The sequence below is a fragment of the Bradyrhizobium sp. 26S5 genome (genome assembly GCF_036923295.1).
Lineage (GTDB): Bacteria > Pseudomonadota > Alphaproteobacteria > Rhizobiales > Xanthobacteraceae > Bradyrhizobium > Bradyrhizobium septentrionale.
This window is the reverse complement of sequence record NZ_CP145948.1, coordinates 3,593,460-3,620,067: the sequence shown is the minus strand read 5'-3', so window position 1 is coordinate 3,620,067 and position 26,608 is coordinate 3,593,460. Positions and strand designations below refer to the sequence as shown.

Annotated in this window: 16 protein-coding genes; 8 read left to right on the top strand and 8 right to left on the bottom strand. The window is 64.4% G+C overall.

What is annotated here, in order from left to right:
* The first annotated feature begins 211 nt into the window (after nucleotides 1-211).
* The 4 genes from V5279_RS16640 to V5279_RS16625 all read left to right on the top strand — a co-directional run bounded on the left by V5279_RS16640 (nucleotide 212) and on the right by V5279_RS16625 (nucleotide 6,845).
* The gene (locus tag V5279_RS16640) at nucleotides 212-1,924 is read left to right on the top strand and encodes a TolC family outer membrane protein (RefSeq protein WP_338831728.1); all 1,713 of its coding nucleotides are present in this window, start codon (nucleotides 212-214) and stop codon (nucleotides 1,922-1,924) included.
* 270 nt (nucleotides 1,925-2,194) lie between these two features.
* Nucleotides 2,195-4,348, top strand: coding sequence for a type I secretion system permease/ATPase (locus V5279_RS16635; protein ID WP_338699112.1), 2,154 nt, complete (start codon nucleotides 2,195-2,197; stop codon nucleotides 4,346-4,348).
* Between the two features lie 12 nt (nucleotides 4,349-4,360).
* Nucleotides 4,361-5,611 (top strand): HlyD family type I secretion periplasmic adaptor subunit, encoded by a 1,251-nt coding sequence (locus tag V5279_RS16630; protein ID WP_166294181.1) that lies wholly within the window; start codon nucleotides 4,361-4,363, stop codon nucleotides 5,609-5,611.
* A gap of 220 nt (nucleotides 5,612-5,831) precedes the next feature.
* Entirely contained in the window at nucleotides 5,832-6,845 is a 1,014-nt protein-coding gene (locus V5279_RS16625; RefSeq protein WP_338699108.1) for a transglutaminase-like cysteine peptidase, read from the top strand.
* Between the two features lie 109 nt (nucleotides 6,846-6,954).
* Here V5279_RS16625 and V5279_RS16620 read toward each other — a convergent pair whose 3' ends face one another.
* Nucleotides 6,955-16,689, bottom strand: coding sequence for a DUF5801 repeats-in-toxin domain-containing protein (locus V5279_RS16620; RefSeq protein ID WP_338699106.1), 9,735 nt, complete (start codon nucleotides 16,687-16,689; stop codon nucleotides 6,955-6,957).
* A 236-nt stretch (nucleotides 16,690-16,925) separates the two neighbouring features.
* Between V5279_RS16620 and V5279_RS16615 the strand changes: the two genes are divergently transcribed.
* Nucleotides 16,926-17,369 carry a hypothetical protein gene (locus V5279_RS16615; RefSeq protein WP_338699104.1) on the top strand — a complete coding sequence of 148 codons (444 nt, stop codon included), beginning with the start codon at nucleotides 16,926-16,928 and terminating at the stop codon, nucleotides 17,367-17,369.
* A 44-nt stretch (nucleotides 17,370-17,413) separates the two neighbouring features.
* Here V5279_RS16615 and V5279_RS16610 read toward each other — a convergent pair whose 3' ends face one another.
* Together V5279_RS16610 and V5279_RS16605 are read right to left on the bottom strand one after the other, a co-directional pair.
* On the bottom strand, nucleotides 17,414-17,965 hold the full coding sequence (locus tag V5279_RS16610) for a DUF3617 domain-containing protein (RefSeq protein ID WP_338699102.1): 552 nt from the start codon (nucleotides 17,963-17,965) through the stop codon (nucleotides 17,414-17,416).
* A gap of 270 nt (nucleotides 17,966-18,235) precedes the next feature.
* The gene (locus V5279_RS16605; RefSeq protein WP_338699100.1) at nucleotides 18,236-18,796 is read right to left on the bottom strand and encodes a DUF3617 family protein; all 561 of its coding nucleotides are present in this window, start codon (nucleotides 18,794-18,796) and stop codon (nucleotides 18,236-18,238) included.
* Nucleotides 18,797-19,176: 380 nt separating this feature from the next.
* Between V5279_RS16605 and V5279_RS16600 the strand changes: the two genes are divergently transcribed.
* Nucleotides 19,177-19,551: a hypothetical protein gene (locus V5279_RS16600; protein ID WP_029080586.1), complete on the top strand. Its 375-nt coding sequence runs from the start codon at nucleotides 19,177-19,179 to the stop codon at nucleotides 19,549-19,551.
* A gap of 65 nt (nucleotides 19,552-19,616) precedes the next feature.
* On the opposite strand, the gene V5279_RS16595 is transcribed toward V5279_RS16600, so the two are convergent.
* The 5 genes from V5279_RS16595 to V5279_RS16575 form a co-directional block, all read right to left on the bottom strand.
* A complete protein-coding gene (locus V5279_RS16595; RefSeq protein WP_166204015.1) occupies nucleotides 19,617-19,877 on the bottom strand; it encodes a hypothetical protein in 261 nt (86 codons plus the stop codon).
* Between the two features lie 94 nt (nucleotides 19,878-19,971).
* A complete protein-coding gene (locus V5279_RS16590) occupies nucleotides 19,972-20,742 on the bottom strand; it encodes an SDR family NAD(P)-dependent oxidoreductase (protein ID WP_338699096.1) in 771 nt (256 codons plus the stop codon).
* Nucleotides 20,743-20,795: 53 nt separating this feature from the next.
* The gene (locus tag V5279_RS16585; RefSeq protein ID WP_338699094.1) at nucleotides 20,796-21,593 is read right to left on the bottom strand and encodes an SDR family oxidoreductase; all 798 of its coding nucleotides are present in this window, start codon (nucleotides 21,591-21,593) and stop codon (nucleotides 20,796-20,798) included.
* Complete coding sequence (locus tag V5279_RS16580) at nucleotides 21,593-22,981, bottom strand: transaminase (RefSeq protein WP_338699092.1); 1,389 nt, start codon at nucleotides 22,979-22,981, stop codon at nucleotides 21,593-21,595. The genes V5279_RS16585 and V5279_RS16580 overlap by 1 nt, the downstream gene beginning before the upstream one ends.
* Nucleotides 22,978-24,462 carry an aldehyde dehydrogenase gene (locus tag V5279_RS16575; RefSeq protein ID WP_338699090.1) on the bottom strand — a complete coding sequence of 495 codons (1,485 nt, stop codon included), beginning with the start codon at nucleotides 24,460-24,462 and terminating at the stop codon, nucleotides 22,978-22,980. Before V5279_RS16575 ends, V5279_RS16580 begins: the two co-directional genes overlap by 4 nt.
* A 213-nt stretch (nucleotides 24,463-24,675) precedes the next feature.
* On the opposite strand from V5279_RS16575, the gene V5279_RS16570 reads away from it, so the two are divergent.
* Both V5279_RS16570 and V5279_RS16565 read left to right on the top strand, forming a co-directional pair.
* On the top strand, nucleotides 24,676-25,938 hold the full coding sequence (locus tag V5279_RS16570) for a Tm-1-like ATP-binding domain-containing protein (RefSeq protein ID WP_338699088.1): 1,263 nt from the start codon (nucleotides 24,676-24,678) through the stop codon (nucleotides 25,936-25,938).
* On the top strand, nucleotides 25,935-26,600 hold the full coding sequence (locus V5279_RS16565; protein ID WP_338699086.1) for an HAD-IA family hydrolase: 666 nt from the start codon (nucleotides 25,935-25,937) through the stop codon (nucleotides 26,598-26,600). The genes V5279_RS16570 and V5279_RS16565 overlap by 4 nt, the downstream gene beginning before the upstream one ends.
* Nucleotides 26,601-26,608 lie beyond the last annotated feature (8 nt).

The following is a 26,608-nucleotide window of genomic DNA, read 5'->3' as shown; positions in this document are numbered from 1 at the left end:
GGTGTTGCTGGTTAGTACCAGTCCGGATCCCAGCGCAATGGCAGCAAAACATTGGATTTTAATCAAAATCTTAGATTTTTGTTTGCCCGCGCCCGATGGCTCCGCTCCACATAGGGCCGTTGTGTGGCCGAAATGTCATAGGTTACGGAACCGCCGTACGTTACGCTTCGCAGATTCTACGTAATATTTTTGTGAGTTGGGGGCGGAATTGATGAGGTCGGCATACACGGTCGTCGCGTGCCTTTGCCTGGCGGCAACGCCAGCATGTGCCGAGGTTTTCTCCATTAACGATGCATTGCGCCAGGCGATGCAGACCAACCCGGGCGTTGGCGAGGCTTCGGCAAATCGTCGAGCGACGGAAAGCGAACTGAGGCAAACCCAGAGCACGCTGCTGCCGCAGGTGCGGATTGACGCCAGCTACGGACCGGAAAAGTTCGATCAGCCGCCGGGCTTCATCAGCCCGAACATTCAGGCGGCACCGGTTGTGGGTGCAGGACCGTGGCGCAATGGCAGCCAGGAATCGGTGGTGGTGCGCCAGCTGCTGTGGGATGGCTTTTCGTCGATCTATGACGTCTGGCGCCAGACGGCGCGCGTGAATGCCGCGGCCTCCCGCGTCAAGGAAAGAACCGAGCTGCTGGCCCTCGACGCCGCCGAAGGTTACATGGACGTCGTGCGCTACATCCGGCTGGTCAGCCTTGCCCAGCAGAACGTCGCCAATCACGAGAAGATCTTTGCAAACGTGAATTCCCGCTTCTCGGGTGGCCGCGCCGGCGAAGGCGACCTCGAGCAAGCCCGGGAGCGCGTCGAAGCCGCCCGTGCGGCACTCGCCGAATTCCAGCGCAGCCTCGAGGATGCCAGGGCGAAGTACCGCAAGACGGTCGGCCTCGAGCCAATCAATGTTCGCTTCCCCGCTCCTCTCGCGGGATTGCCGAACAGCCGCGACGAGGCGCTCGCGACCACCCTGCGGTTCAATTCGACGATTGCGGCAGCACAGTCCGACGCCGACGCCGCCAAGCATGCGTTCAAGGCCACGGACGGAACGTTCGGCCCGAAGTTTTATCTCGAGGGACGGGCAACCCACTACGACAACTCGTACCCCTACGTGGCGGCCACCGGAACTCCCGCCATTACGCATGAGGACTATAGTGGCAAGGTGGTGATGTCCTGGGACATCTTCCGCGGCGGCCAGGATGCCTGGAACAGGTCGGAGAAGGCCGAGCGCTTTACCGAAGCCACCATGCGCCACGCGCGCCTGCAGCGCGACGCGTATGAGTCGATCGACAAGGCGTGGAATGCCCGTACGATTACGGCCACGCGCATCGCGGCCTTGGCGCGCCAGCTGGAAGCGGACCGCAAGACCATCGCGGCCTTCCAGAAGGAGTACGAGCTCGGCCAGCGTTCGCTGATCGACCTCCTGAACGCGCAGAACCAGTTCTTCAACGCGTCGGTCTCGCTCACCTCTGCCCGCAGCGTCGTCGTGTTCGCCGACTATCAGCTGCTGGCCGCGATGGGGACCCTGATCGAGTATCTGAAGGCTCCCCCGCCGGTCGATGCTGCCCCCACGGACATGCTTTCGATTGGCCTGCCCCGCTACTCGTTTCCCACACTGCGCGTGAACGCGCCGCAAACGGGGTCCGAACCGCTGCACGTCGGCGTTCCGGCCCCCGTAGCCCGTCCCGGCAAGACCTATGCGGCGGCCCAGCCCAAGGAGGTCGGCAAAGATGTCGGTTTTGCCGACCGTTGGACCGGCTCGACGACGACCGCGGCCGTGCCCGGTTCCTCGGAATGGATGCAGCAGCAGAAGAGTGCGAGCGACGGCCCGAACGTCATCTACGCGGATCCATCGGTCTCGGCGAATGCGAGTTCCTATGCCTCGACCAAGCCCCACTGGCTGCTGTCGGCCTTCCCGAGCTCCGCTCGGTAGAAGGCCCGCCAACCAAAATCAGGACTGCCGGAAGGGCCCCAAACGGGGCCCTTTCGATTCCGTATTAATACTTAAAGCAAGTTTCGCTGATTTTGTTCGCCGTTTGTTGTAGCCTGCGCGAAATCTTTGAATGCGCGATTTCTGCATTTCCATTTTGGTTGTCGAGGTTTCGAATTGTTATTGCGAACTCCCAGCCCGGCGGCTGACGCCGGCCGCCTCTCGCCGGATGAATCAACTTCAAAGCCTGCCGCGATAGGTCGGCCGAGCGCATTGGGCGACGATCCCCTCAGCGCGTCGTTGACCTATCTTGCGGCCTATCACGGCCGCGCGGTGAGCCGCGAAGCTCTGCTCGGCGGACTGCCGATCACGGACGGACGCCTGTCCGTCTCGCTCTACGACCGTGCGGCCAGACGCGCGGGCCTGGAGACCGAGGCCGTCAAGCGCGACATTTCGGAAATTCCCGCGCTTGTCTTGCCGGCTGTCCTCATCATGAAGAACGGAACGGCGCTCATCCTTCTGGGCGTGGACACGGCGAACAAGACCATCAAGATCGTCGATCCTGAGACGCCGAACAGCCCGCGCATCGTCGAACTCGCCTCGCTCGCCGCCGACTACACCGGCTACGCGTTCCTGGTGAGAAGTGCTGCGCACGCCGATGCGCGCACCGTCGCCGCCGGCGACATCCCGAGGAGCCACTGGTTCTGGTCGGTGGTCAAGACGCATTGGCCCAGTTACGGCCACATCGCGATCGCCGCGTTTCTGACCAACATCCTCGCGCTGGCGACGCCGCTGTTCACGATGAGCGTCTATGACCGCGTCATCCCCAACGGCGCGATCCCCTCCCTGATCGCGCTGTCGATCGGCATGGGGCTCGGTATCCTGTTCGATTTCATCTTCCGCATGGTCCGCAGTCGCATGATCGACGTGACCGGCAAGACCATCGACGTCGTGCTGGCCGCCAACATCTTCGAGCATGTGATGGCGGTGAAGATGGCGCAACGGCCGACCTCCGTCGGCATCCTCGCCAACCAGCTCCGGGACTTTGACTCGGTGCGTGAATTCTTCACGTCCGGAAGCGTGGTTTCCGCGACCGACCTGCTGTTTGCTGTGCTCTTTGTCGGGGTGCTGTTCCTCATTGCCGGGCCGTTGGCGTGGATCCCGCTGCTCATGCTCCCGCTCGTCATGCTGATCGGCTTCCTGCTGCAACGCCCGCTCGATCGCGCCATGAAGCGCCTGCAGGCCGAATCCGCCGCGCGTCACGGCGTGCTCGTCGAGTCCCTGTCGGGTCTCGAAACCGTCCGCGCGACCGGCGCCGAGGCGCGCATGCAGACCCTGTGGGAGCGTTCGGTTGCAGCGACCGCCCGATCCGGTGAGGACGTTCACTTCTGGTCGTCGCTGTCGCTGACGAGTGCGAGCACCGCCCAGCAGATCACCAGCCTGCTGCTCGTCATCGTCGGCATCTTCCTGATCCTCGACGGCAAGCTCAGCGTCGGCGCGCTGGTCGCAGCGAACATGCTCGCCGCCCGCGTCCTGGCGCCGATCGCCGGGATCGCCTCCGTGATCACCAAGGGAACGCAGACGATATCGGCCCTCAAGGCGATCGACCGCATCATGTCGATCGAGCGGGAACGTTCGCCGACCCGATCCTATGTCGCGAGACGGATCGAAGACGGCAAGGTCGCCTTCGAGAACGTGTCGTTCGCCTACCCCAACGCGCCGGGCAACGCGCTCGAAAAGGTCAGCTTCAAGATCGAGGGCGGCGAAAGGGTCGGCATCATCGGCCGGGTGGGATCGGGCAAGACCACGGTCGGCAGATTGCTGCTCGGATTCTACGAGCCGAAGGAAGGCCGTATCCTGGTCGACGGCGTCGACTCCCGGCAATACGATCCTTCGGACCTGCGCGCCGGCATCGGCTTTGCGATGCAGGATACCGACCTGTTCTTCGGCAAGCTGCGCGACAACATCGCCCTCGGCAAACCGGAAGCGACCGACGAGGAAGTCCTGATTGCCGCGCGGCTCTCCGGCGTCGAGAGCTTCATCGCCGGCCATCCGATGGGCTATGACATGCCGATCTCGGAAGGTGGCCGCAGCCTGTCGGGCGGCCAGAAGCAGGCCATCGGGCTCGCGCGCGTCTTGATCCGCAAGCCTCGCGTGCTCTTCCTCGACGAGCCGACCGCGCATTTCGACATTCGCAGCGAACAGGAATTCCTTGAGCGGCTCAAAGGGCTCCAGGACGATCGCATGACCATCATCATCTCGACCCATCGTTTGTCATTGCTGAACATGGTCGATCGGCTGCTGCTGTTTGACAATGGCCATTTGGTTGCCGACGGCCCGCGCGACAAGGTGCTCGCCCTGCTGCAGGGAAGGCCTGCGTCCGCGGCTCCGTCGCCGGAGAATACGATCCAGCCGAAATCTGCATAACGAGCAAATATTATGGCGTCTTCCGATTTTGCGTTTGCAAATGATATCCGGTCCGCGGCGTTGCTGCGCACGCCCCGCACCTCCCGCATGCTGCTGTGGACGTCCTGCGCGCTGCTTGTGACGTTCCTGACCTGGGCGCACTTTGCCGTGCTCGACGAGGTCAAGCGCGGCAGCGGGCGCGTCGTGCCGTCGCGGCAGATGCAGGTGGTGCAGTCGCTCGAAGGTGGCATCGTCGGCGATATCCTGGTGCGGGAAGGCGACATCGTTCAGCAGGGCCAGTCCCTGATGCGCATCGACGACACGAAGTTCGCTTCCGAGTTCGGCGAAATCCGCGAGCGCCGCGCGGCGATGGCGGCGCGGGTGGCCCGGCTCGAAACCGAGGCGCGCGGGCGAAGCGAGATCACCTTTCCGGATCAAGTCGACACGGTGGCTCCGGCCGCCGTTGCGACCGAGGCCAGCGTGTTCAAGATGCGGGCCCAGAAGGTCGCGCAGGACATCGATGTCCTCAATCAGCAGGTCACCCGCCTCTCCGGCTCCCTCAAGCTTCTGGAACGCGAGCAGAGCCTGACGCGCAAGCTCTATGAGCAGAAGGTCGTGCCCGAGATCGAGATGCTGCGGCTGGACCGGCAGGCCACCGAGATGAAGGGACAGCTCGCCGAAGCGCAATCGAAGATCGCGAACATCACCGCCTCCTTCCGCTCGCAGGCCGACGAGGATCTGGCCAAATCGCGCGGCGATCTCGCCGTGCTCGACGAGAACATCAAGTCCGCCCAGGACCGGGTGCGCCGCACCGACCTGAAGGCACCGGTCCACGGCATCGTCAACAAACTGAACGTCAGCACGGTCGGTGCCGTCGTGCAGCCGGGCGCCAATCTGATGGATATCGTGCCGCTGGACGACACGCTCCTGGTCGAGGGGCGGATTCGTCCCCAGGACATCGCGTTCATTCGCCCCAACCAGGACGCGGTGGTGAAGATCAGCGCCTATGATTCCTCGGTCTACGGATCGCTGAAGGGCAAGGTTGAACGCATCAGCGCCGACACCATCGTCGACGACAAGGCGGAAAAGACCGAACGTCCGGAGACCTTCTATCGGGTCATGGTGCGCACCGACAAAAACCATCTCGGCACCGAGCAGAATCCGCATCCGATCATTCCGGGAATGGTGGCCACGGTCGAGGTGCTGACCGGCGAGAAGTCGGTGCTGGACTACATCGTGAAGCCCGCGCGCCTGCTGCGTGACGAGGCCCTGCGCGAACGCTGATCGGCCTTGCGGCTTGCGTGGTTAACCGATCGTGACTTTCGATCGTTCAATTTCGAACGAACGGGCAAACCCTGGATTGACCGCTTTTCCGACATTCCCGGCACCGGCCCCCTCCACTTAACCCCGCTTAAGCGGCGCGCGCGCCAGTCTACGTCCCGATAACAGCGGGGACGCAGATCGACGCATAGACGTTGACGGTCCCCGATAGTGGGGACGTCATATGAAGTCGCTGAAGTCTGCCGCGTCGGCGGTCATCGCCGTGGCTGCACTGTCGATAGGTCTTTGCGCGGCGCCATCAGCGTTTGCTGCGGACGAGCTCACGCTCGGCAACGGCGCCGGCGAGCCCCCGCCGGCTTCGGACGCAGCATCAAACCGCCCACCGGCCACCTTCTTCACCATCAGCGACGTTCTGGCCAAGCTCGACCGGCAGCGCGGCCGTGGTCCGAACGCGATCCGCACCGCTTCGCTCACCCCGCTGGATACCGCGACCGACGCAATGCCTGCGGCGAAGCCGCTTCCGCCTGTTGGCACCGAGCCGTTCGGCCTGTTCACCTTCCGCGCACCGGAGAACAGTCTCTGGCACAAATGGCGCGGCCTCGAATCCGATCTCGCCAGGGAGCGGACCATCCTCGAGCAGTGCCGCGAGAACGCCGCCGGCTGCCCGTCGCATGCCGCGCAATTCCTCCGCCTGATCGGCGCGGTCAAATCCAAGTCCGGACGCGACGGGCTGGATGAGGCCAACCGCGCCGTCAACCAGACGATCCGCTATGTCAGCGACTTCGCCCAGCACGGCGAGGCCGACCGCTGGACCGCCCCGCTTGCCACCTTTGCAACCGGCAAGGGCGATTGCGAGGACTACGCGATCGCAAAATTGATCGCGCTCAGCGAAGCCGGCTTCCCGCGCGAGGATCTGCGCCTGGTGCTGGGCCGCGATCGCGCCATCCGCCAGGATCATGCCGTGCTGGCGGCGCGCCTGGATGGCCATTGGCTGATCCTCGACAGCCGCCGCTCCGAGCTGATCGACGACGGCGAGCTCGGCAACTTCACGCCGATGTTTGCGATCAACGACCGCGGCGTGCAGCTGTTTGCGGCGCCCTACGCCAAGCGTCTCCCGCTCGATGGCGAGGCCGACGCGGCGCCGGCGGCCGCCAATGCGGCGGACGCCGAGTGGACCGGGGTGGAGCCGCTAGATGCAGCGAGCCCCCTCGCAGGCTTCCTGCCCGTGCTGATGTGATCGCGCCCGAGTAAGGGCGCGTTCAATCGAGAAAGAATCCCAGACGAAATCCAAAGAAAAAATCCGCGGAGCGGTCTCCGCGGATTTTCGCTTTTGCTGCAAGCCAGGCCTAGAAAAGATGAACGTTCGCGGCCGCCGGAACGCCGGTGCTCACGTGAGCAAGATCCACCTTGTCGGTGCCCGTGCCATTTGCCGAGTACCAGAGCTCATGCGTCGTATTGTTGAAGAAGAACTTGTTCGTGCTTCCGCTCTCGTTCCAGGCGCTCGCGTTGTTCTCGGTCCCGCCGGTGGCTGCCGATGACGTGAACTGACTGGCTGTGACGGCGTTTGAAGCGCCCGTCGGGAGACTCAGGCCGGCCACGTCGAGAAGGACCAAATCATTGCTGCTAAAATCACTGATGATGTCGTGGGCGCTGAGATTGAGAACGAACTTGTCGCTCCCGCCGGCACCAGTGAGCGTTTCACTGGTTGATCCGGCGACAATGACATCATTACCAGCGGTCCCTAAAAGCGTCGTTCCGCCGTTCACGTTCACAGCGAACGACCCCGTAGCGGCGTCTCCGTCACCGTCCTTGACGCCTACGGTAAAGGGTACGTCGGTGGCGCCATCGTTGACGAGTTCGGATATTCCAGCCAGCAGGATCTTCGACTTGCCGGAAACGTCATACAACTCAACATAGTCGATATTCCCATGCCCGGTGGCCGTAATGGTGGTCCCATCGGTAGCCGAATTATAGACATGGGAGGTCACCGTGCCATCGACGCTGTGCACGACATAGTCGATAATTGTCGAACCACCGATGGCGTTGACGGTGAATGAAATCTGATTTCCCGTCCCCACGGCCGATGCACCCGGCGCCTGGCCGTACGTCCAGGTATCGCCATTGCTGTTATCGCCGACACTCCCAAGATCAAAGCGCATGAAATCGCCCTGATTGAAGTTGTTGCTGTGGACGCCCTCGCCTGACGAACTTGCGTTGATGGTGTCCTGGGTCAGCGCCGCACTCGTCAACGTATCGTGCGTTTCACCAAACCAGCTCCCTACATTGAATGCCCCGGTTGTGTGGTAGCCCGTCAATATGGTTACAGGATTGGCGCTGGTGTCTGACAATACGGCGTACGAAGCCGGACCAGAACCGTGCACGGCACCAGAGGTGTTGATGGACTGCTGTGTATATGAATCGAGGGTATGGAACAGGTTGAACACGTAAGTCGATGTGGTCGGATCGAGCGATACGGTGAAGGCGTCCGCCCCATTGGCAACACCGTGGAGGACGCCACTTGCATCCACATATTCCGAGACCGCAAATCCGCCCGCCTGGAGCGTCGTGGCTGTGGGATGTAGCGGATCGGTGGATACGCCCGCGAAATAGAGCGACCCCAAGCCATCCGCGCCAAGCGTGTATTGCAGATCTCCAACGAGGCTAAAGCCTGCCTGATTGGCAATCACACCGTGTTCTGCCGACACCCAGGCCGGGCCATCGTCGAGGAAGCTGATGTGCGTGCTGATGTCGGCGGTGGCTACCGCATGATCACCATCCGAGTCGGTCACCGTGACCGTCGCACCCACCTTTCCAGCCGCCAGCGCGACGATGTCGTTGGGGTTGGTGGTGTCGTTCTGGTGGAGCGAGAGGTACTCCGCCACATAGAGCCGACCGGTTGCCGGGTCGATGGCGATGGCAAACGCCACCATGCCGGTCAGGCTCGGGTTGGCGACGTCGGTGCCGACTGTGCCGATGATCCGGCCGCTGCCATCGAGTGACAGCGTGATGGCGGTGCCGTCCGTCAACGTCAGACCAGACGCAGCATTGAGCACGGACAGCCCGTAGGTTGTCGTTCCGGCGCCGTCGGCGCCGTAGCTGCCTCCGGTCACCGTCAGGATGCTGCTGACCCCCGTGGAGGCAAAGCTGAGCGCACCGTTGTCCAGCGAAGCCGCCGGCACATCGGTGTCATTGCCCTTGCTCGCGACGGTCGTAAACAGTCCGGCAACCGTGTTCGCCGCACCGTTGAACGTGATCGCGGTCGAGCCAAGGACGTCGCTTGCACCGCCGGTGGTCTGAACGCCGGGCGTTTCGTCGACACCGACTGTCGCTGCGCTCACCGCTACCGTCGGCGCCTTCGGGCCGTCGTCGCCAAACTCGATCTGGTGGCCGATGTCGATCTTGGCCGAGGCCGTGACCGTCTTGTCGCCTTCATGATCCGTCGTGAACGCACTCGCCGTCAGATCGATCAGGTTCGCCGCAAGCTGCTTCACATCGTTGATGTACGAGCCGCTGTAGGTATCGATCTGCGAGTGATCGATCGTCTCGAACTGCGTCAGCGTCACGATGCCGGTGGTCAGACCGACGCTCAGCGTGAACACCGTGTTGCCCGCGTTGATGCCGCCGACCGTCCCCGAGGTCGAGCCGGTCACCACGCCGGACACGCTGTCGAAATACAGGAAGATCGTGCTGCCCGCATGGGTCAGCCCGCTGGCGCTGCCATTGGCCACGCCGGCGTGCAGGCCGAGCGCATAGTTGATCGTGGTCGCGCCGGCGCCATCGGCACCGTACAAATTGGTATTGCCGATGGTGAACGCGCCGGAGAAGTTCTCCGTTGCGATCGTCGCCGACGCATTGGTGTCGTGCGAGTCCTGGGTGCCGGTGAAGTTGCCGCCGGCTAGGCCGCCGTCGAACGTCAGCAGCGCCGGCGCGGTGAACGCGGCCAGCGTCACCGTCGGGGTCTGCGGGCCGTCGTCGCCGAACTGGATCTGGTGGCCGACGTCGACCAAGGCCGAGGCCGTCACCGTCTTGTCGCCCTCGCTGTCGGTGGTGAAGGCGCTCGCCTTCAAGTCGATCAGGTTCGCGGCCAGCTGCTTGACATCATTGATGTACGAGCCGCTGTAAGTGTTGGTCTGCGAGTGGTCGATCGACTCGAGCTGCGTCAGCGTCACGATGCCGGTGGTCAGACCGACGCTCAGCGTGAACACCGTGTTGCCCGCGTTGATGCCGACCTGCGTCGCCGAGGTCGAGCCGGTCACCACACCGGTCACGCTGTCGAGATAGAGGAAGATCGTGCTGCCGGCATGGGTCAGACCGCTTGCGCTGCCATTGGCCACACCGCTGTGCAGACCAAGCGTGTAGTTGATCGTCGTCGCGCCGGCGCCGTCGGCGCCGTACAGGTTGGCATTGCTGATCGTGAACGCGCCGGAGAAGTCCTCCGTCGCGACCGTCGCCGACGCATTGGTGTCGTGCGAGTCCTGGATACCGGTGAAGTTGCCGCCGGCCAGGCCGCCGTCGAACGTCAGCAGCACCGGTGCGGTGAACGCGGCCAGCGTCACCGTCGGCGTCTTCGGGCCGTCATCGCCGAACTGGATCTGGTGGCCGACGTCGATCGAGGCCGAAGCCGTGACCGTCTTGTCGCCTTCATGATCGGTCGTGAACGCACTTGCCTTCAGATCGATCAGGTTCGCCGCCAGCTGCTTGATGTCGTTGATGTACGAGCCGCTGTAGGTGTTGGTCTGCGTATGATCGATCGACTCGAGCTGTGTCAGCGTCACGATGCCGGTGGTCAGACCGACGCTCAGCGTGAACACTGTGTTGCCCGCGTTGATGCCGACCTGCGTCGCCGAGGTCGAGCCGGTCACCACGCCGGTCACGCTGTCGAGATACAGGAAGATCGCGCTGCCGGCATGGGTCAGCCCGCTGGCGCTGCCATTGGCCACACCGCTGTGCAGGCCGAGCGTGTAGTTGACCGTTGTCGCACCGGCGCCGTCGGCGCCGTACAGATTGGTATTGCCGATCGTGAACGCACCGGAGAAATCCTCCGTTGCGATCGTCTTTGACGGGTTTGTGTCCTGCGAGTCCTGGACGCCGGTGAAGTTACCGCCGGCCAGGCCGCCGTCGAACGTCAGCAGCACTGGCTCCGGACACCCCGAGAGCGTCACCGTCGGCGCCTTCGGGCCGTCGTCGCCAAACTCGATCTGGTGGCCGATGTCGATCGAGGCCGAGGCAGTGACCGTCTTGTCGCCTTCATGATCCGTCGTGAACGCACTCGCCGTCAGATCGATCAGGTTCGCCGCCAGCTGCTTGACGTCGTTGATATACGAGCCGCTGTAGGTGTCGGTCTGCGAGTGATCGATCGTCTCGAACTGCGTCAGCGTCACGATGCCGGTGGTCAGACCGACGCTCAGCGTGAACACCGTGTTGCCCGCGTTGATGCCGCCGACCGTCCCCGAGGTCGAGCCGGTCACCACGCCGGACACGCTGTCGAAATACAGGAAGATCGTGCTGCCCGCATGGGTCAGCCCGCTGGCGCTGCCATTGGCCACGCCGGCGTGCAGGCCGAGCGCATAGTTGATCGTGGTCGCGCCGGCGCCATCGGCACCGTACAAATTGGTATTGCCGATGGTGAACGCGCCGGAGAAGTTCTCCGTTGCGATCGTCGCCGACGCATTGGTGTCGTGCGAGTCCTGGGTGCCGGTGAAGTTGCCGCCGGCTAGGCCGCCGTCGAACGTCAGCAGCGCCGGCGCGGTGAACGCGGCCAGCGTCACCGTCGGGGTCTGCGGGCCGTCGTCGCCGAACTGGATCTGGTGGCCGACGTCGACCAAGGCCGAGGCCGTCACCGTCTTGTCGCCCTCGCTGTCGGTGGTGAAGGCGCTCGCCTTCAAGTCGATCAGGTTCGCCGCCAGCTGCTTGACATCATTGATGTACGAGCCGCTGTAGGTATCGGTCTGCGCATGGTCGATCGTCTCGAACTGCGTCAGCGTCACGATGCCGGTGGTCAGACCGACGCTCAGCGTGAACACCGTGTTGCCCGCGTTGATGCCGCCGACCGTCGCCGAGGTCGAGCCGGTCACCACACCGGTCACGCTGTCGAGATAGAGGAAGATCGTGCCGCCGGCATGGGTCAGACCGCTGGCGCTGCCATTGGCCACGCCGGCATGCAGGCCGAGCGTGTAGTTGATGGTGGTCGCACCGGCGCTGTCGGCGCCGTACAGATTGGCATTGCTGATGGTGAAGGCGCCGGAGAAATTCTCCGTCGCAATCTTCGCCGACGGGTTGGTGTCGTGCGAGTCCTGGGAGCCGGTGAAGTTGCCGCCGGCCAGGCCGCCGTCGAACGTCAGCAGCACCGGCGCCGTGAACGCCGCCAGCGTCACCGTCGGGGTCTGCGGGCCGTCATCGCCGAACTGGATCTGGTGGCCGACATCGATCGTGGCCGAAGCCGTGACAGACTTGTCGCCCTCGCTGTCTGTGGTGAATCCGCTCGCCGTGAGGTCGACGAGGTTCGCCGCCAGCTGCTTCACATCATTGATGTAGGAGCCGTTGTAGGTATCGGTCTGCGAATGATCGATCGACTCGAGCTGCGTCAGGGTCACGATGCCGGTGGTCAGACCGACACTCAGCGTGAACACCGTGTTGCCGGCGTTGATGCCGCCTACCGTCGCCGAAGTCGAGCCGGTGATCACACCGCCGACGTCGTACAGGAAGATCGTGCTGCCGGCATGGGTCAGCCCGCTGGCGCTGCCGTCGGCAACGCCGGCGTGCAGGCCGAGCGTGTAACTGATGGTCGTGGACCCGGCACCGTCAGCACCGTACAGACTGCCGTTGCCGATCGTGAATGCGGCGGAGAAGTCCTCGGTCGCGACGGTCGCCGACGGGTTGGTGTCGTGCGAGTCCTGGGTGCCTGTGAAGTTGCCGCCGGCCAGGCCGCCGTCGAACGTCAGCAGCACCGGCGCGGTGAACGCGACAAGCGTCACCGTCGGGGTCTGCGGGCCGTCGTCGCCGAACTGGATCTGGTGGCCGACATCGACCGCGGCCGAGGCCGTCACCGTCGTGTCGCCCTCGCTGTCGGTCGTGAACGCGCTCGCCGTCAGGTCGACGAGGTTCGCCGCCAGCTGCTTGACATCATTGATGTAGGAGCCGCTGTAGGTATCGATCTGCGAGTGGTCGATCGTCTCGAACTGGGTCAGCGTCACGATGCCGGTCGTCAGACCGACGCTCAGCGTGAACACCGTGTTGCCCGCGTTGATGCCGCCCGCCGTCGCCGACGTCGAACCGGTGATCACACCGCCGACGTCGTACAGGAAGATCGTGCTGCCGGCATGGATCAGACCGCTGTCGACGCCGTCGGCAACGCCAGAGTGGAAGCCCAGCGTGTAGTTGATCGTGGTCGCGCCGGCACCGTCGGCACCGTAGAGATTCGTGTTGCTGATGGTGAAGGCGCCGGAGAAGTCCTCCGTCGCTATCGTTGCCGACGCATTGGTGTCGTGCGAGTCCTGGGTACCGGTGAAGTTGCCGCCGGCCAGGCCGCCGTCGAACGTCAGCAGCACCGGTGCGGTGAACGCGGCAAGCGTCACCGTCGGGGTCTGCGGACCGTCATCGCCGAACTGGATCTGGTGGCCGACATCGACAGAAGCCGAGGCCGTCACCGTCGTGTCGCCCTCGCTGTCGGTCGTGAAAGCACTTGCCGTCAGGTCGACGAGGTTCGCCGCCAGCTGCTTGATGTCGTTGATGTACGAGCCGCTGTAGGTGTCGGTCTGCGAGTGGTCGATCGACTCGAGCTGCGTCAGCGTCACGACGCCGGTCGTCAGACCGACGCTCAGCGTGAACACCGTGTTGCCGGCGTTGATGCCGCCCGCCGTCGCCGACGTCGAACCGGTGATCACACCGCCGACGTCGTACAGGAAGATCGTGCTGCCGGCATGGGTCAGCCCACTTGCGCTGCCGTCGGCCACGCCGCTGTGCAAACCAAGCGCGTAGTTGATCGTGGTCGCCCCGGCGCCGTCGGCGCCGTACAGGTTGGTGTTGCCGATCGTGAACGCGCCGGAGAAGTCCTCCGTCGCGACCGTCGCCGACGCATTGGTGTCGTGCGAGTCCTGGGTGCCGGTGAAGTTGCCGCCGGCCAGGCCGCCGTCGAACGTCAGCAGCACCGGTGCCGTGAACGCGGCCAGCGTCACCGTCGGGGTCTGCGGGCCGTCATCGCCGAACTGGATCTGGTGGCCGACATCGACCGAGGCCGAAGCCGTCACCGTCTTGTCGCCCTCGCTGTCGGTGGTAAACGCGCTCGCCGTTAGATCGACGAGGTTTGCCGCCAGCTGCTTCACATCATTGATATAGGAGCCGTTGTAGGTGTCGATCTGCGAGTGATCGATCGACTCGAGCTGTGTCAGCGTTACGATGCCGGTGGTCAGACCGACGCTCAGCGTGAACACCGTGTTGCCGGCGTTGATGCCGCCTGCCGTCGCCGAGGTCGAGCCGGTGATCACACCGCCGACGTCGTACAGGAAGATCGCGCTGCCGGCATGGGTCAGCCCGCTGTCGACGCCGTCGGCAACGCCGCTGTGCAGGCCGAGCGCGTAATTGATCGTGGTCGCACCGGCACCGTCGGCGCCGTACAAATTGGTATTGCTGATGGTGAACGCGCCGGAGAAGTCCTCCGTCGCGACCGTCGCCGACGCATTGGTGTCGTGCGAGTCCTGGGTGCCGGTGAAGTTGCCGCCGGCCAGGCCGCCGTCGAACGTCAGCAGCACCGGTGCGGTGAACGCGGCAAGCGTCACCGTCGGGGTCTGCGGGCCATCGTCGCCGAACTGGATCTGGTGGCCGACGTCGATCGAAGCCGAGACCGGGACCGTCTTGTCGCCTTCGCTGTCGGTCGTGAACGCACTCGCCTTCAGGTCGATCAGGTTCGCAGCCAGCTGCTTGACATCGTAAAGATACGAGCCGTTGTAGGTATCGGTCTGCGAATGGTCGATCGACTCGAGCTGCGTCAGCGTCACGATGCCGGTGGTCAGACCGACGCTCAGCGTGAACACCGTGTTGCCGGCGTTGATGCCGCCTGCCGTCGCCGAGGTCGAGCCGGTGATCACACCGCCGACGTCGTACAGGAAGATCGTGCTGCCGGCATGGGTCAGACCGCTGGCGCTGCCGTCGGCAACGCCAGTGTGGAAGCCCAGCGTGTAGTTGACGATGGTCGCGCCGGCGCCGTCGGCACCGTACAGATTGGTATTGCTGACGGTGAACACACCGGAGAAGTCCTCCGTCGCGATCGTCGCCGACGGGTTGGTGTCGTGCCAGTCCTGGAAGCCGGTGAAGTTGCCGCCGGCCAGGCCGCCGTCGAACGTCAGCAGTTCTCCCGATGACATCGACTCCGAGTCCGTCGGCGTCACCGTCACCGTCGGGGCTCGCGGACCGTCGTCGCCGAATTGGATATTGCCACCCAGATCAAGCAGCGCCGTGACTGTGGGGGACGAATCGCCGTCGCCGTCGGTGGTGACCGCACTTGCCTTCAGATCGATCAGGTTCGCGGCGAGCTGCTTGATGTCGTTGATGTAGGAGCCGCTGTAGGTGTCCGTCTGCGTATGATCGATCGCATGCGTCTGCGTCAGCGTCACATCGCCCGCAGCGTCTACGCTCAACGTGAACACCGTGTTGGCCGCCGTGATTCCGCCTTCCGTGAGCGCCGTCGAGCCGGTGATGACACCGCCGTTCTCGTACAGATGGATCGCCAGGCCGCCGGACGTCAGGCCGGAAGCGCCGCCTTCGCTGAACCCGGCATGGAACTGCAGCGCATATGTGATCGTCGTTGCGCCGCCGTCGGCACCGGCCTCGTTCAGATTGCCGAATGTGAATGCGCCGGCAAAGCTCACGGAAGCAACGGTCGGAGAAGCGTTGGTGTCGTGCGAATCCTGGGGGCCGACGAAGTTGCCGCCGGCCAGGCCGCCATCGAACGTCAGCAGCACCGGCTCGACGCCAGACACAACCACCGTCGGGTTGACCGGACCATCGTCAAGGATCGTCAGATGCGAACCGATGTCGACGCTCGCGCTTGCCGTCTGGTTGTTGTTGTCAGTCACGGTGGCGGTCAGCGTGATCAGGCCCGACGCCAGCGTAATCCCTTCATTGAAGTCGCCCGGTGTTCCCTCATGAACAGCGCGCAGATCGGTCAGCGTCACGTGGCCTGTTGCGTCGACCGAGACCGTGAGGACAAGATCGCCACCAACCGCCGTGCGCCCTTCCACGACGCCGGCCGCGTTCACCGTCAGCAGGACGTGCTGACCGGTCGCGGTATCGATCAGACCGGAATCTTCGTTCGGCGACGTGACCGACAGCGCGTAGGTCAGCGACTGCTGGCCGCCGGGCGTCGTGACGTCAAACGACACCTGCACAGTCGCGACCGTTGCCCCTGCGGGGCCCAATCCCGAACCGGCAACGCCATGATTGGTCGCCGCGGCCAGGAAGCTCTCATCGACGGTCAGCGACGGTACGGAGCCGCCGGAAATGGTCGGAGGCGAAATGGTGGAAGGCGTAGTGGGTTCATTAGGCTGGAAGCTGGCCTGCTGCGTGCCCGTCGGCTGCCCGCCGGGCGCCGACGGCGGCAGTTCTTCCTGCGGCGCCAATACATTGAGAGGCGGGGGAGCCAGCGGATCAACCGCGAACGGCCTGAAGTCCGCACCGCTCGCCTGCGCGTTGCCATTCGAGTTGCCGCCATTGTCGGCCGCCGGCAACACGGAGGTGTCCGTGCTGATCGGAAACAGATTGGCGAATTCCTGGACCGAGATGTCGCGGCCGGGCGCCGTCTCGATCGTGATGTTGCCCTGGCCATCGGCACGGGAGTCGAAGAACGGCTCGACCGTGACCGTCGACTGGTTGTCGAACAGAATGATCAGCTTTTCGCCGACATGGATCAGTGTGATCTTTTCGTTGGCGATCGATGTGAAATCGACCTTCGCCTTCTGGTCGTATCCAAGGTTGATGACGACGGCCTGATCCGTCAGTGGCTTCGTCAGCTTGTAAATACGGATGGGAGCCGAATTGGTGGAATTGCCGGTGCCGGTAGCCTGAGCGACCTGAAACGAACCCTGCATTATCAACCCCGCAAAAATGCGATTAGTGGAAAAATTGTAGAAAAATTGAGTTTTAGGCTATTGTTAACCCTCCCCCCGGTCAAGAAATGTATTTGGTTAATCAATGCTTTCCGTTCAGGTGTGGTAAAGATCGAACAGGTCGAAGCTGGAAGAACAACGGCTTAGCCGTTTTGACTTGGCCGAAAGGCAGTATTTGCCCGGCCCTGTTCGTCCTTGCCGGCGATGTGGAGCGGTCGATGCGGGTGATTCTTCTTCAGGCTTGTGTCGCTGTCTTGATTTGGGGCTGTTTCGGCGCGGCGGCCGCGCAAGCCCCGGCACAACCGGTCCCGCAGGAGAGCACGGTCGAACGCCAGGTTCGGGCCCTGGCCAACCGGGACACCCAGATTGGCCTCTATCTTAACGTGTTACCTGATTGCACGTCGGGGCCGCTGCCGACCATCCGCCTGGTCACTCCGCCGGCTGCCGGAAAGGTTGTGGTGAAGTCGGCGAAGGCGAAAGCCACGAACTACAAGGCCTGCCTGGCGCTCGAGGTGCCCGCCTATGTCGCCTTCTACAAGGCGCCGCCGGAATTCCTCGGCGATGACGCCCTGACCATCGAGGTCAAGTATCAGGGCGGCCGAACCGAAATTCAGAAGATCACCGTCAAGGTCAGTGCACCAGGCGGGCAGCAGAAGATCTGATGGTGCAGCGGGCGATCGGATCCTGCTCGCGCAGACCAATTGCGTTAGAGCGGCTCGCCTTCGCCTGAGTCCTGCTGCAGCACCTCGCCCGGTTCGGCGGCCGGCTGGCCGAGCGAAGCCCGGTCCTCGTGGCAATCGCTGATCCGGCGGGCAACCACCCGGTCGGTCCGCGGCGCCTGACCAACGTTGGTCTGGTTGACCTCGGTATAGGCCTCGTCGCTGAGAACCGTGATGACGGTGCTGACCGGCCCCAGATAGTCGCATCTGTTGGAGAAGACGTATTTGTTGTTGATCTTCTCCGGCCGCGAAGAGTGGCAATTTCCAACTGATGGAGATGAGAAGGTCGCCTTCATCGCCTGGGTTGGATCGACACAGCGCGTCATTTCGCGCTCGAGCAGCTTTTGCCGGACGTTCGAGGACGTGGCGATCTCCAGCGTCCGCACGAAGCGCCACATCCCTTTTCGGAAGGTCGGTCCGCTGAATCCCTCCTCCGCCACGGCGCCCGAGGGCGCGAGCAAGGACACGGAAAGCGCGGTCACGACGCCAAGCGTGGATGCGAAGACCTTCGACGGCCCGAAGCCCTCACGCGATGTCATTTGTTGAGTCCCTATCGGCCGCACGATGCGGATCGCGTGACTTCACTTGAAGCGGCACGCCCAACCTCACATCATTCAGGAGCATCTCGTGTTAAGACCCCGTAAATGCTTAGCCTTTGCTCAAAGCTCTCCCGAGCTCTTGCACCAAATACGGTGAATGCCGGGTTGCTTTCAGGCCGAGGCAGCTTCGGCTCGAAAAGAATCGCCGCGTCTGCGCCGTAGTGGACGAACGGACGCCTCGTCCGCCACCACCTGCCGTCTGATTGCCAGCTAGTGCTGCAAAGCCGCCGCAGCGGATTTTTCAGGCTTGGCTGCGCTCCCGTCATCGCAATCGCCAATCCTCGTCGCGACCACCGTGTCGGTCCTGGGGTGCTCGCCGGTGCTGACCTCGTTCAGCTCGATATAGGCCTCGTCGCTACGCACGGTGATGACCGTGCTGACCGTGCCCATGTAATCGCAGCGGTGCCCGAAGGTGTATTGATTGCCGACCTTCTCCGGCTTGTCCGAAACGCAGCTTCCGACCGGTCCCGACGCAAAGGTCGCCTTCATGGCGTGGGTCGGGTCGACACAGCGCGTCGTTTCCGCGTTGACCACCCGATACTTGAAGTTCTTGTTGGCGGTCCTGGCGACATCGAGCGTTCGCACGAAGCGCCACAGGCCCTTGCGGAAGCTCGGGCCGGAAAAGGATTGATCGCCCTCGCCGGGCTGCACCGCCGCTGCCCGGCTGTTCGCCGGTTGAGGCGACGGCGTCTGTGCGTGCGCCATCAGGGATGGCAGCGAGGCGATCATCGCGATGAGGAGCGAACGTGCAATGCCACCACGGAAGTTCATTCCCACCCCCGATGTTCGTCCGAATGCATTCGTGATGCGGTCCGGTCAGCGCGTTCGACGCAGCCCCCGGAACACGGCTCAATACGTCACATCACTTGCAGACCAATTGTGGCCAGTAAAAGCACGTTAACGCTTCCCGACAGCTTCCAGCCGAATTCAGACTCACTGCAGCAAACCTGCAACACCTGACGCTCCGATCCCGCTGCAACGTGCCTTGGCGCGCCGCTTCGGGCGCAACACCAGGCCGCAAAGCGCACGGGCAGTCGACGGATGGGGCCGGACGAGCGCGGGACCGGTTTGACCTCTGAGGGTTTTTTTGCTCATTTGGCGTCAGATATTTTCTCAATTTACTTAGCCTATCGCTGGACGAGGGGGCACTGATGCGTATTCGGTTTTGCTACGCGGTCGCAGGCATCTTGGCTTTGAGTGCAGCGCTATCAGGCAATTCGGGGCCTGCGGCGGCTGCGGATCTCGGCTTGATCACGAAGGCACCGGTCGGCAGCTGCACCGAGATCGTGTTCACCTGCGAGAACGGCCATCAATATCCGCTGTGCCCACGCGCCGTGTCGGTCGAGGGCGAAGTGGTCACGGCCTCCCTGCTCACCGGCCGTGGCGGCGTCCATGTGCGGCACGTTCCGATGGGGGTCGGTTATCGATATGCCGGTCGCGGCATCTGGCTGGACGGCTTCCGGGAAAACGCGCTGCTCAACTTCGGCAAGCACCACCAGGTGGCCTGCACCATCGCGCACTCGTAAGTGCACGTGCTCCGCGTTGCACCTCATGGCGTGACGCGGCGCGCTTCAGGCGGCCGAGCTGCTCCTCACCCCTTGGTGCGGAGCACGGCGCGCGACGATCGCGAGAACATGTAAGCCTTGGGATAGATGTAGACCGGGCAGCGATCCTGCCACTGGTACAGCTGCCAATTCCATTTCCAGCAGCCCGATTCGATCTGAGGCTCCTGCACGTAATCCAGCCGGTACGGCGGATCGCCAAACGGATAGTCGCCGGATCGCGCCGCCGTCGAGGACAGAACGACGATTGAAGCGGCTGCGGCAATGATCACGGAAAATGACTTTTGCATAACGCCCTCGATCGAATGACGTGACGGCGCGAGACTGCCAAATCCGCCGATTCATAGCAAGGTGCCGCCTGCCCGCGACAAGCCGCGCGACGTTCTAGACTGCGCGGTTCTGCGTCGGCGAGCGGCCGCCGCCATCGGCGACCAGCACCGCCCCGGTCACGAACGACGCCTCGTCGGAGGCGAGGAACAGGCAGCACGCGGCGATCTCGGCGGGCTCGGCCATCCGTCCCAGCGCGATCCGTCGTTCGACGCCGCGAAACTCGGCATCGGCGGTGGTGCCGTTCTGGTCCGCGAGCAGCTGCATCTCATAGGCGCTCATCGGCGTTCGCACCCAGCCCGGCGCCACGGCATTGGCGCGGATGCCGTCGGCACCGTGCGCGTAGGCCAGCGAGCGCGTATAGGCGACGACCGCCGCCTTGCTGGCCGCGTAGCTTGCGCTATCCGGGCTGGCATTGAACGCAGCAACCGAGGCGATGTTGACGATCGCGCCGCCGCGCTGCCGCAGCAGCGGCAGCGATGCGCGGCAGACCCGCATGGTCCCCGTGAGGTTGACGTCGAGCGTCCTCGCCCACACCTCGTCGGAGACGCTCGAGGGGCTATCCGGCACGATCAGGCCGGCGGCATTGACGACGATGTCGAGCCACGCGCCGCAGGCGGCGACGGCTTTGGCAATGTCGTCCGGCCGGGTGACGTCGCCATGGATCGCCTGCCCTCCGCATTCGGCCGCAGCGGCCTGAAGCTCGGCGTCGCCGAGGCCGAACAACACGACGCGCGCGCCGCTCAGTGCCAGCAGCACCGCCGTGGCCCGGCCGATCCCCGTGGCTGCGCCCGTCACCAGCGCCGTCTTTCCTTCCAGCCGCGGCATCAGAGCATGATCCGGAAAAGTGGAAGCCGGTTTTCCGAAAAGATCATGCTCATCTAGAGTCCCCACTGCCGTTCGACAGCAAATCCGGTCTCCGGCAGCGTCGAGCCGCCGTCGACGACGATGGTCTGCCCGGTGACGTATCTGGCCTCAGCGGAAGCGAGATAGAGCATCGCGCAGGCGATGTCGTCGGCGCTGCCCATGTGTCCCATCGGAATGAAGCGTTCGAGCTTCGCCTTGTTCTCCGGCACGCTCATGGTGCCGCGGCCCGGCTTTTCGATGAAGCCGGCCTCGACGCCATTGACGGTGATGCCGTCGCGCGCCAGCTCGAACGCGGCGCCTCGGATGAACGCGTTGACGCCGGCCTTCGCCGCCGAGTAATGCGCACCGCCGCCCATCGCAACGCGCGCCGACACTGACGATGTCACGAGGATGCGCCCGAAGCCGATCGCGCGCATATGTCGAATCGCGGCCTGTGCGAGCCAGATGCTGGCGTTCAGATTCAGCGCCAGCGTCTCGTCGAGCTTCGCTTCATCGAGCTCCTCAAGCGAGGCCCATGGGCAGCCGCCGGCATTGTGCACGACGATGTCGAGCCGGCCATGCTGGGCAGCGACGCCGTCGACCATCGTGCGCAAGCTGCTCCGGTCGAGCCTGTCGAACGGGACGCAATGCGCCGCCCGTCCATCAGCCGCCAGCTCGCGTGCCAGCGCCTCGGCCACCTCACGCGTCCGGTTGGCGATCACCACGGTCGCACCGGCCTGCGCGAGCCGCGTCACGATGGCGGCGCCGATCCCGCGGCCGCCGCCGGTGACGACGGCGACCCGGCCGTCGAGATTGAACGGAAGCGCCTGCATCAGATTGCTCCCGCCCCTCGCAGCAGATCGATGAACCGCGCGAAGGCCGCCGTGTGCCTGTCGACATCCCGCGCCGACGTCGCCGGACACATCAGCAACATGGTGTGGAACGGGGTGACCAGAATGCCCTCGTTCATGTAGAACGCATGCAGCAAGGTCTCGAGATCGGGCTGCCGGCTCGCAATGACGTCGGCGCCGCTGCGCGGCGGCCGTGGCATGAACATGATCTCGGCGCGCGCGCCGATCTGGGTAACGTGCCAGGGCAGACCGGCCGCGTCGATCAGCCCGCGGGCTTCCTGCGCAAGCCAGGTCGCGGTTCCGATCATCCGCTCGTAATTCGCAGGCGTCAGCACCTTCTCCAGCACCGCGCGCATGGTCGCAACCGTCAGCGCGTTGCCGGCGAGCGTGCCGCCGAACCCAAGATGCGCGGACTGCCGCTCGCGCGGATTGACGTGGGGGACGATTGTCCAGAGCCGCTCGGCTATGTCCTCGCTGAGACCGAACACGCCGGCGGGGATGCCCCCCGCGATCGCCTTGCCCGCGACGAAGATGTCGGGCTCGAGCCCGTGGCTCTCGGTATAGCCGCCCGGTCCGCACGACAATGTGTGGGTCTCGTCGATGATCAGGACGGTGCCGGCGCGGCGGGTCAGGTCGCGCAATGCGCTGTGGAAGCCGGGGTCGACCGGGATCATGCCGAAATTCGTCATCAGCGGCTCGGTCAGCACGCAGGCGATATCGCCTTGCGCAAGCGCCGCCTCCAGCGCAGCGACATCGTTGAACTCGACGACCCGGCTCACGGCGTCATGATCGATGCCGTTGGGGTGGATCATGTTGCGCAAGCCGACGCGGCCGTCGCGGATCTCGACATGCGCCTCCTCGACGCCGCCATGGTAGCAGCCGGAGAACACCAGCACCTTGCGCCAGCCGGTGATCATGCGCGAGATGCGGATCGCGGCGCGGTTGGCATCAGTCGCCGACGTCGTCAATGTCCAGTATTTCGGACCGAAGCGGCGCGACAGCTCCGCCCCGACCCAGAGGCTGTCCTCCGTCGGCAGCATCATGGTCGCGCCGCGCTTGAGCTGAGCCAGAGCGGCCTCCGTCACCGCCTCCGGCGCGTGTCCGCACATGCCGCCGGTGTCGCCGAGGCAGAAATCGACGTAGTCGCGTCCGTCGATATCCCTGATATGCGCGCCCTGCGCTTCCTCTGCATAGATCGGAAAACCGCCGGCCCAGCGCCGCATCCAGTGCGACGGGCCACCATAAAGATAGTGCTCCCTGCCTTGCTGCCAGGCCGCCGCCGATCGCGGATGCAGCGCCCGGAAGCGCTCCTGCTCGGCATCGAGCAATCGGTTCAGAACGCCGCTGCGCTCAGTCGTTGCAGTTGTCATAGCGCGATCCAGGCGGTCTTGAGGTCGGTATAGGCGTCGAGCGCGTGCAGCGACTTGTCACGTCCGAAGCCGGATTGCTTGAAGCCACCGAGCGGCACCGTGATGTCGGCGCCGCCATAGGTGTTGACGTGCACGACGCCGGCCTTGATGGCGCGCACCATGCGATGCGCCGTTGCCAGGCGGCTGGTCCACACCGCCGATGCAAGTCCATACGGCGTCGCATTGGCGAGCGTGATGGCATCTTCCTCGCCGTCGAACCGCGTGACTGACAGCACCGGGCCGAACACCTCCTCGCGCCAGACCTCCATCGACGGCGTCACCTCAGTGAGGATCGCGGGCGCCATAAAATTGCCGCCGCTCTCGGCGCGGATCTGCTCGCCGCCAATCAGCCGCTTCGCGCCCTGCTGTTCCGCGCGGGCAACGGCGTCCAGGTTCTTGCGCAGCTGCACCTTGCTCGCGACAGCACCGATATCCGAGGTCAGTTCGAGGGGATCGCCGACCCTGAGCTTTGTGGTGGCGGCGAGCAGCTCGTCCATGAAACGATCGTAGATCGAGGACTGCACCAGCAGCCGCGAGCCGGCCACGCAGACCTGGCCCGAGTTGCGGAAGATACCGTTCGCCGAGACCTTGGCCGCCAGCTTGATGTCGGGCACATCGGCAAAGACAATGTTGGGCGACTTGCCGCCGAGCTCGAGGTGGACGCGCTTGAGATTTGATCGCGCCGAGCATTCCAGCAGCCGCCGGCCAACCGCCCCCGAGCCGGTGAAGGCGAGCGCGTCGACATCCATATGCAGCGCGAGCGCCTCGCCGGCCGATGCGCCGCGGCCGGTGACGACGTTGAGCACGCCGTCCGGCAGACCCGCCTCCGTGGCGCGCTCGGCAAGCCGCAACAGCGTGAGCGACGCAAGCTCAGGCGGTTTGACCACGACCGAGTTTCCGGCGGCGAGCGCCGGGCCGATCTTCCATGCGCCGATCATCAGCGGGAAATTCCAGGGCACGATCACGCTGACGACACCAAGCGGCTCGCGATGCACCAGCCCGAGGACGTCACCTGAGGTCGGTGCGATCTCGCCATAGACCTTGTCGATCGCTTCGGCGTAGTAGCGGATGGTGCCCGCCGCCGACAGCGGTTCGGCCTTGTAGGCCATGCCGATCTCGGTGCCGTTGTCGCGCACGCCGAGCACCGCGATCTCGAGCGCGTGCTGTTCGATCAGATCGGCGAAGCGCAGCAGCACTTTCTTGCGTTGCGCCGGCGCCGCGCGCGACCATGCTCCGTGCTCGAACGCATCTCGGGCGCGTTTCACCGCACGGTCGATATCGGCTGCATCGCCATCGGCGATCGTGGTCAGCACCTGGCCGTCGATCGGCGACACGACGTCGAGCCGTGCCTCGCTGAGCGACGGCATCGGCCGGCCGCCGATAAAGAGGTGCTGGGCCGGAATGGCGGCCGACCGTAGTCGATCGATCTGGGCTTGCTGCATGCTAACCATTTGTGGTGACGGAGCGGCCCCTCGGCGGACCTGCTCACATGACGCAATCCTCGCCAAATCAAGGCTTTGCCAGCAATCAACCGATAGGTGGATGTCACGGCAGGCGCCGTCCCCATAGCGTGATCGCACGATGGCCGAGCGCTCCGCCTGCGCTATGCAAACCGGTTGTCACCCTCCCTTACGCCCGCCGGCGAGCCGAAGGTCATGTCCGAGATTACGCAGCCCCGCATTCTCCTGATCGGTACTGGAGACACCAAGGCCGACGAACTGCTGTTCATGAGCGAGTGCATCGCGCGTGCCGGCGGCCAAACCATCATGATGGACATCAGCGTGCTCGGCGATCCGCCGTACGAGGTGGCGCATGACAAGCATGCGGTGGCCGCCGCCGCAGAGACCACGATCGCGGCGATTGCCTCCAGCGGCGACGAGAACTCCGCGATGTCCCTGATGGCGGTTGGCGCCGCCAATCTGGCCCGCGAGCTCGCAGAGCGCGATTCCATCGACGGCGTGATCGCAATCGGCGGCACGATGGGAACCGACCTTGCGCTCGACGTCGCGCAGGCGCTGCCGCTCGGCCTACCGAAGCTGATCGTCTCGACCGTCGCCTTCTCGCATCTGATCCCGCCCGAGCGCGTCGCCGCCGATCTGATGATGATCCTGTGGGCCGGCGGCCTCTATGGCCTCAACGGCACCTGCACCGCCGTGCTGTCGCAGGCCTGCGGCGCGATCGTCGGCGCGGCGAAAAGCGCGATCAGGCCTGGCCGGGACCGGCCGGTCGTTGCGATCACCTCGCTTGGCAAGAGCTGCCTGCGCTACATGGTCGAGCTCAAGCCGCAGCTCGAACGGCGCGGTTACGAGGTCGTCGTCTTCCACACCACAGGCATGGGCGGTCGCGCCATGGAATCGATCGCCGCGCAAGGCGGCTTCGCCGCGGTGCTGGACCTCAGTCTGCAGGAGGTCGCCAACCAGCTCACCGGCTCGGTGGTCAATTCCGGCGCTGACAGGCTGGAGAATGCGGGCAGAGCCGGCATTCCGCAGATTGTCGCGCCCGGGGCGATCGACATGGTGGATTTCCCGGCATGGCTTGGCGTTCCGGACGAGCTGTCAGATCGTCCGTTCCACGCCCATAACCGGCTGCTTGCGTCGGCGACGTCGGGGTCCGCCGATCGCCGCCGGATCGCACAGGCGATTGCGGAGAAACTGTCCCGCGCCAGCGCACCGGTCGCCTTCGTGCTGCCGGCCGGCGGCATCCAGCAATGGGACCGCGAAGGCGAAGCCCTGCACGATCCGGATGCCCTCTCTGCCTTTGTCGAGGCGATGCGCTCGGCGGTCGAACCGCCGGTCGAGCTGCACGAGATCAAGGACCACATCAACAGCGCGGCGTTCAATGAAACCGTGCTCGGCATCTTCGACCGCTGGGTCGCGACCGGCATTGTCCCACCCGGCCGCACCACGGTTGCCGCATGAGGCGGCCGCTCGCCCAGGCGCTGGTGCTCGACTTCGGCGGGGTGATCTCAAAAACCCTGTTCGAGACTCATGACCTGACCGAGCGCGCGCTCGGGCTCGCCCCCTGCACGCTGAAATGGCTCGGGCCGTTCGCGCCCGACAGCGATCCGCTCTGGACTTCCATGCAGCATGGCGAGATTTCGGAGCGCGACTATTGGCTGACCCGCAGCCGCGAGGTCGGGTGCATGCTCGGCGAAGACTGGCGCGACATGGAAACCTTCGTGAAACGTGCGCGCGGCGCCGATCCCGGCACCGTGATCCGCCCCGAGGCGGCGCGTGCGATCGACATCGCCGCCGACGCCGGATTCCGGCTCGCCATCCTCTCGAACGAGCTCGACCTGTTCTATGGCGAAGATTTTCGCAGCCGCCTTCCCATCCTCAAGCGTTTCGACACCATCGTCGACGCCACCCATACCGGGATCCTGAAACCCGACCCCCGCGCCTACCAAAGCGTGCTGGACGAATTGGCGCTGCAGGCGGAAGATTGCGTCTTCGTCGACGATCAGCGCCGCAACATCACGGGCGCCGCCGCATGCAACATGCGCACCGTGCTGTTCGACGTGCGCAGCCCGGCCGCGTCCTACAGCGAGGCGCTGCGGCATTTCGGGCTGCAATTCGACTAAAGCGTTTT

Coding starts and splice junctions, on each gene's coding strand:
- V5279_RS16640 (WP_338831728.1), top strand. CDS start 212: ATGAGGTCGGCATACACGGTCGTCGCGTGCCTTTGCCTGGCGGCAACG.
- V5279_RS16630 (WP_166294181.1), top strand. CDS start 4,361: ATGGCGTCTTCCGATTTTGCGTTTGCAAATGATATCCGGTCCGCGGCG.
- V5279_RS16625 (WP_338699108.1), top strand. CDS start 5,832: ATGAAGTCGCTGAAGTCTGCCGCGTCGGCGGTCATCGCCGTGGCTGCA.
- V5279_RS16620 (WP_338699106.1), bottom strand. CDS start 16,689: ATGCAGGGTTCGTTTCAGGTCGCTCAGGCTACCGGCACCGGCAATTCC.
- V5279_RS16615 (WP_338699104.1), top strand. CDS start 16,926: ATGCGGGTGATTCTTCTTCAGGCTTGTGTCGCTGTCTTGATTTGGGGC.
- V5279_RS16610 (WP_338699102.1), bottom strand. CDS start 17,965: ATGACATCGCGTGAGGGCTTCGGGCCGTCGAAGGTCTTCGCATCCACG.
- V5279_RS16605 (WP_338699100.1), bottom strand. CDS start 18,796: ATGAACTTCCGTGGTGGCATTGCACGTTCGCTCCTCATCGCGATGATC.
- V5279_RS16600 (WP_029080586.1), top strand. CDS start 19,177: ATGCGTATTCGGTTTTGCTACGCGGTCGCAGGCATCTTGGCTTTGAGT.
- V5279_RS16595 (WP_166204015.1), bottom strand. CDS start 19,877: ATGCAAAAGTCATTTTCCGTGATCATTGCCGCAGCCGCTTCAATCGTC.
- V5279_RS16590 (WP_338699096.1), bottom strand. CDS start 20,742: ATGCCGCGGCTGGAAGGAAAGACGGCGCTGGTGACGGGCGCAGCCACG.
- V5279_RS16585 (WP_338699094.1), bottom strand. CDS start 21,593: ATGCAGGCGCTTCCGTTCAATCTCGACGGCCGGGTCGCCGTCGTCACC.
- V5279_RS16580 (WP_338699092.1), bottom strand. CDS start 22,981: ATGACAACTGCAACGACTGAGCGCAGCGGCGTTCTGAACCGATTGCTC.
- V5279_RS16575 (WP_338699090.1), bottom strand. CDS start 24,462: ATGCAGCAAGCCCAGATCGATCGACTACGGTCGGCCGCCATTCCGGCC.
- V5279_RS16570 (WP_338699088.1), top strand. CDS start 24,676: ATGTCCGAGATTACGCAGCCCCGCATTCTCCTGATCGGTACTGGAGAC.
- V5279_RS16565 (WP_338699086.1), top strand. CDS start 25,935: ATGAGGCGGCCGCTCGCCCAGGCGCTGGTGCTCGACTTCGGCGGGGTG.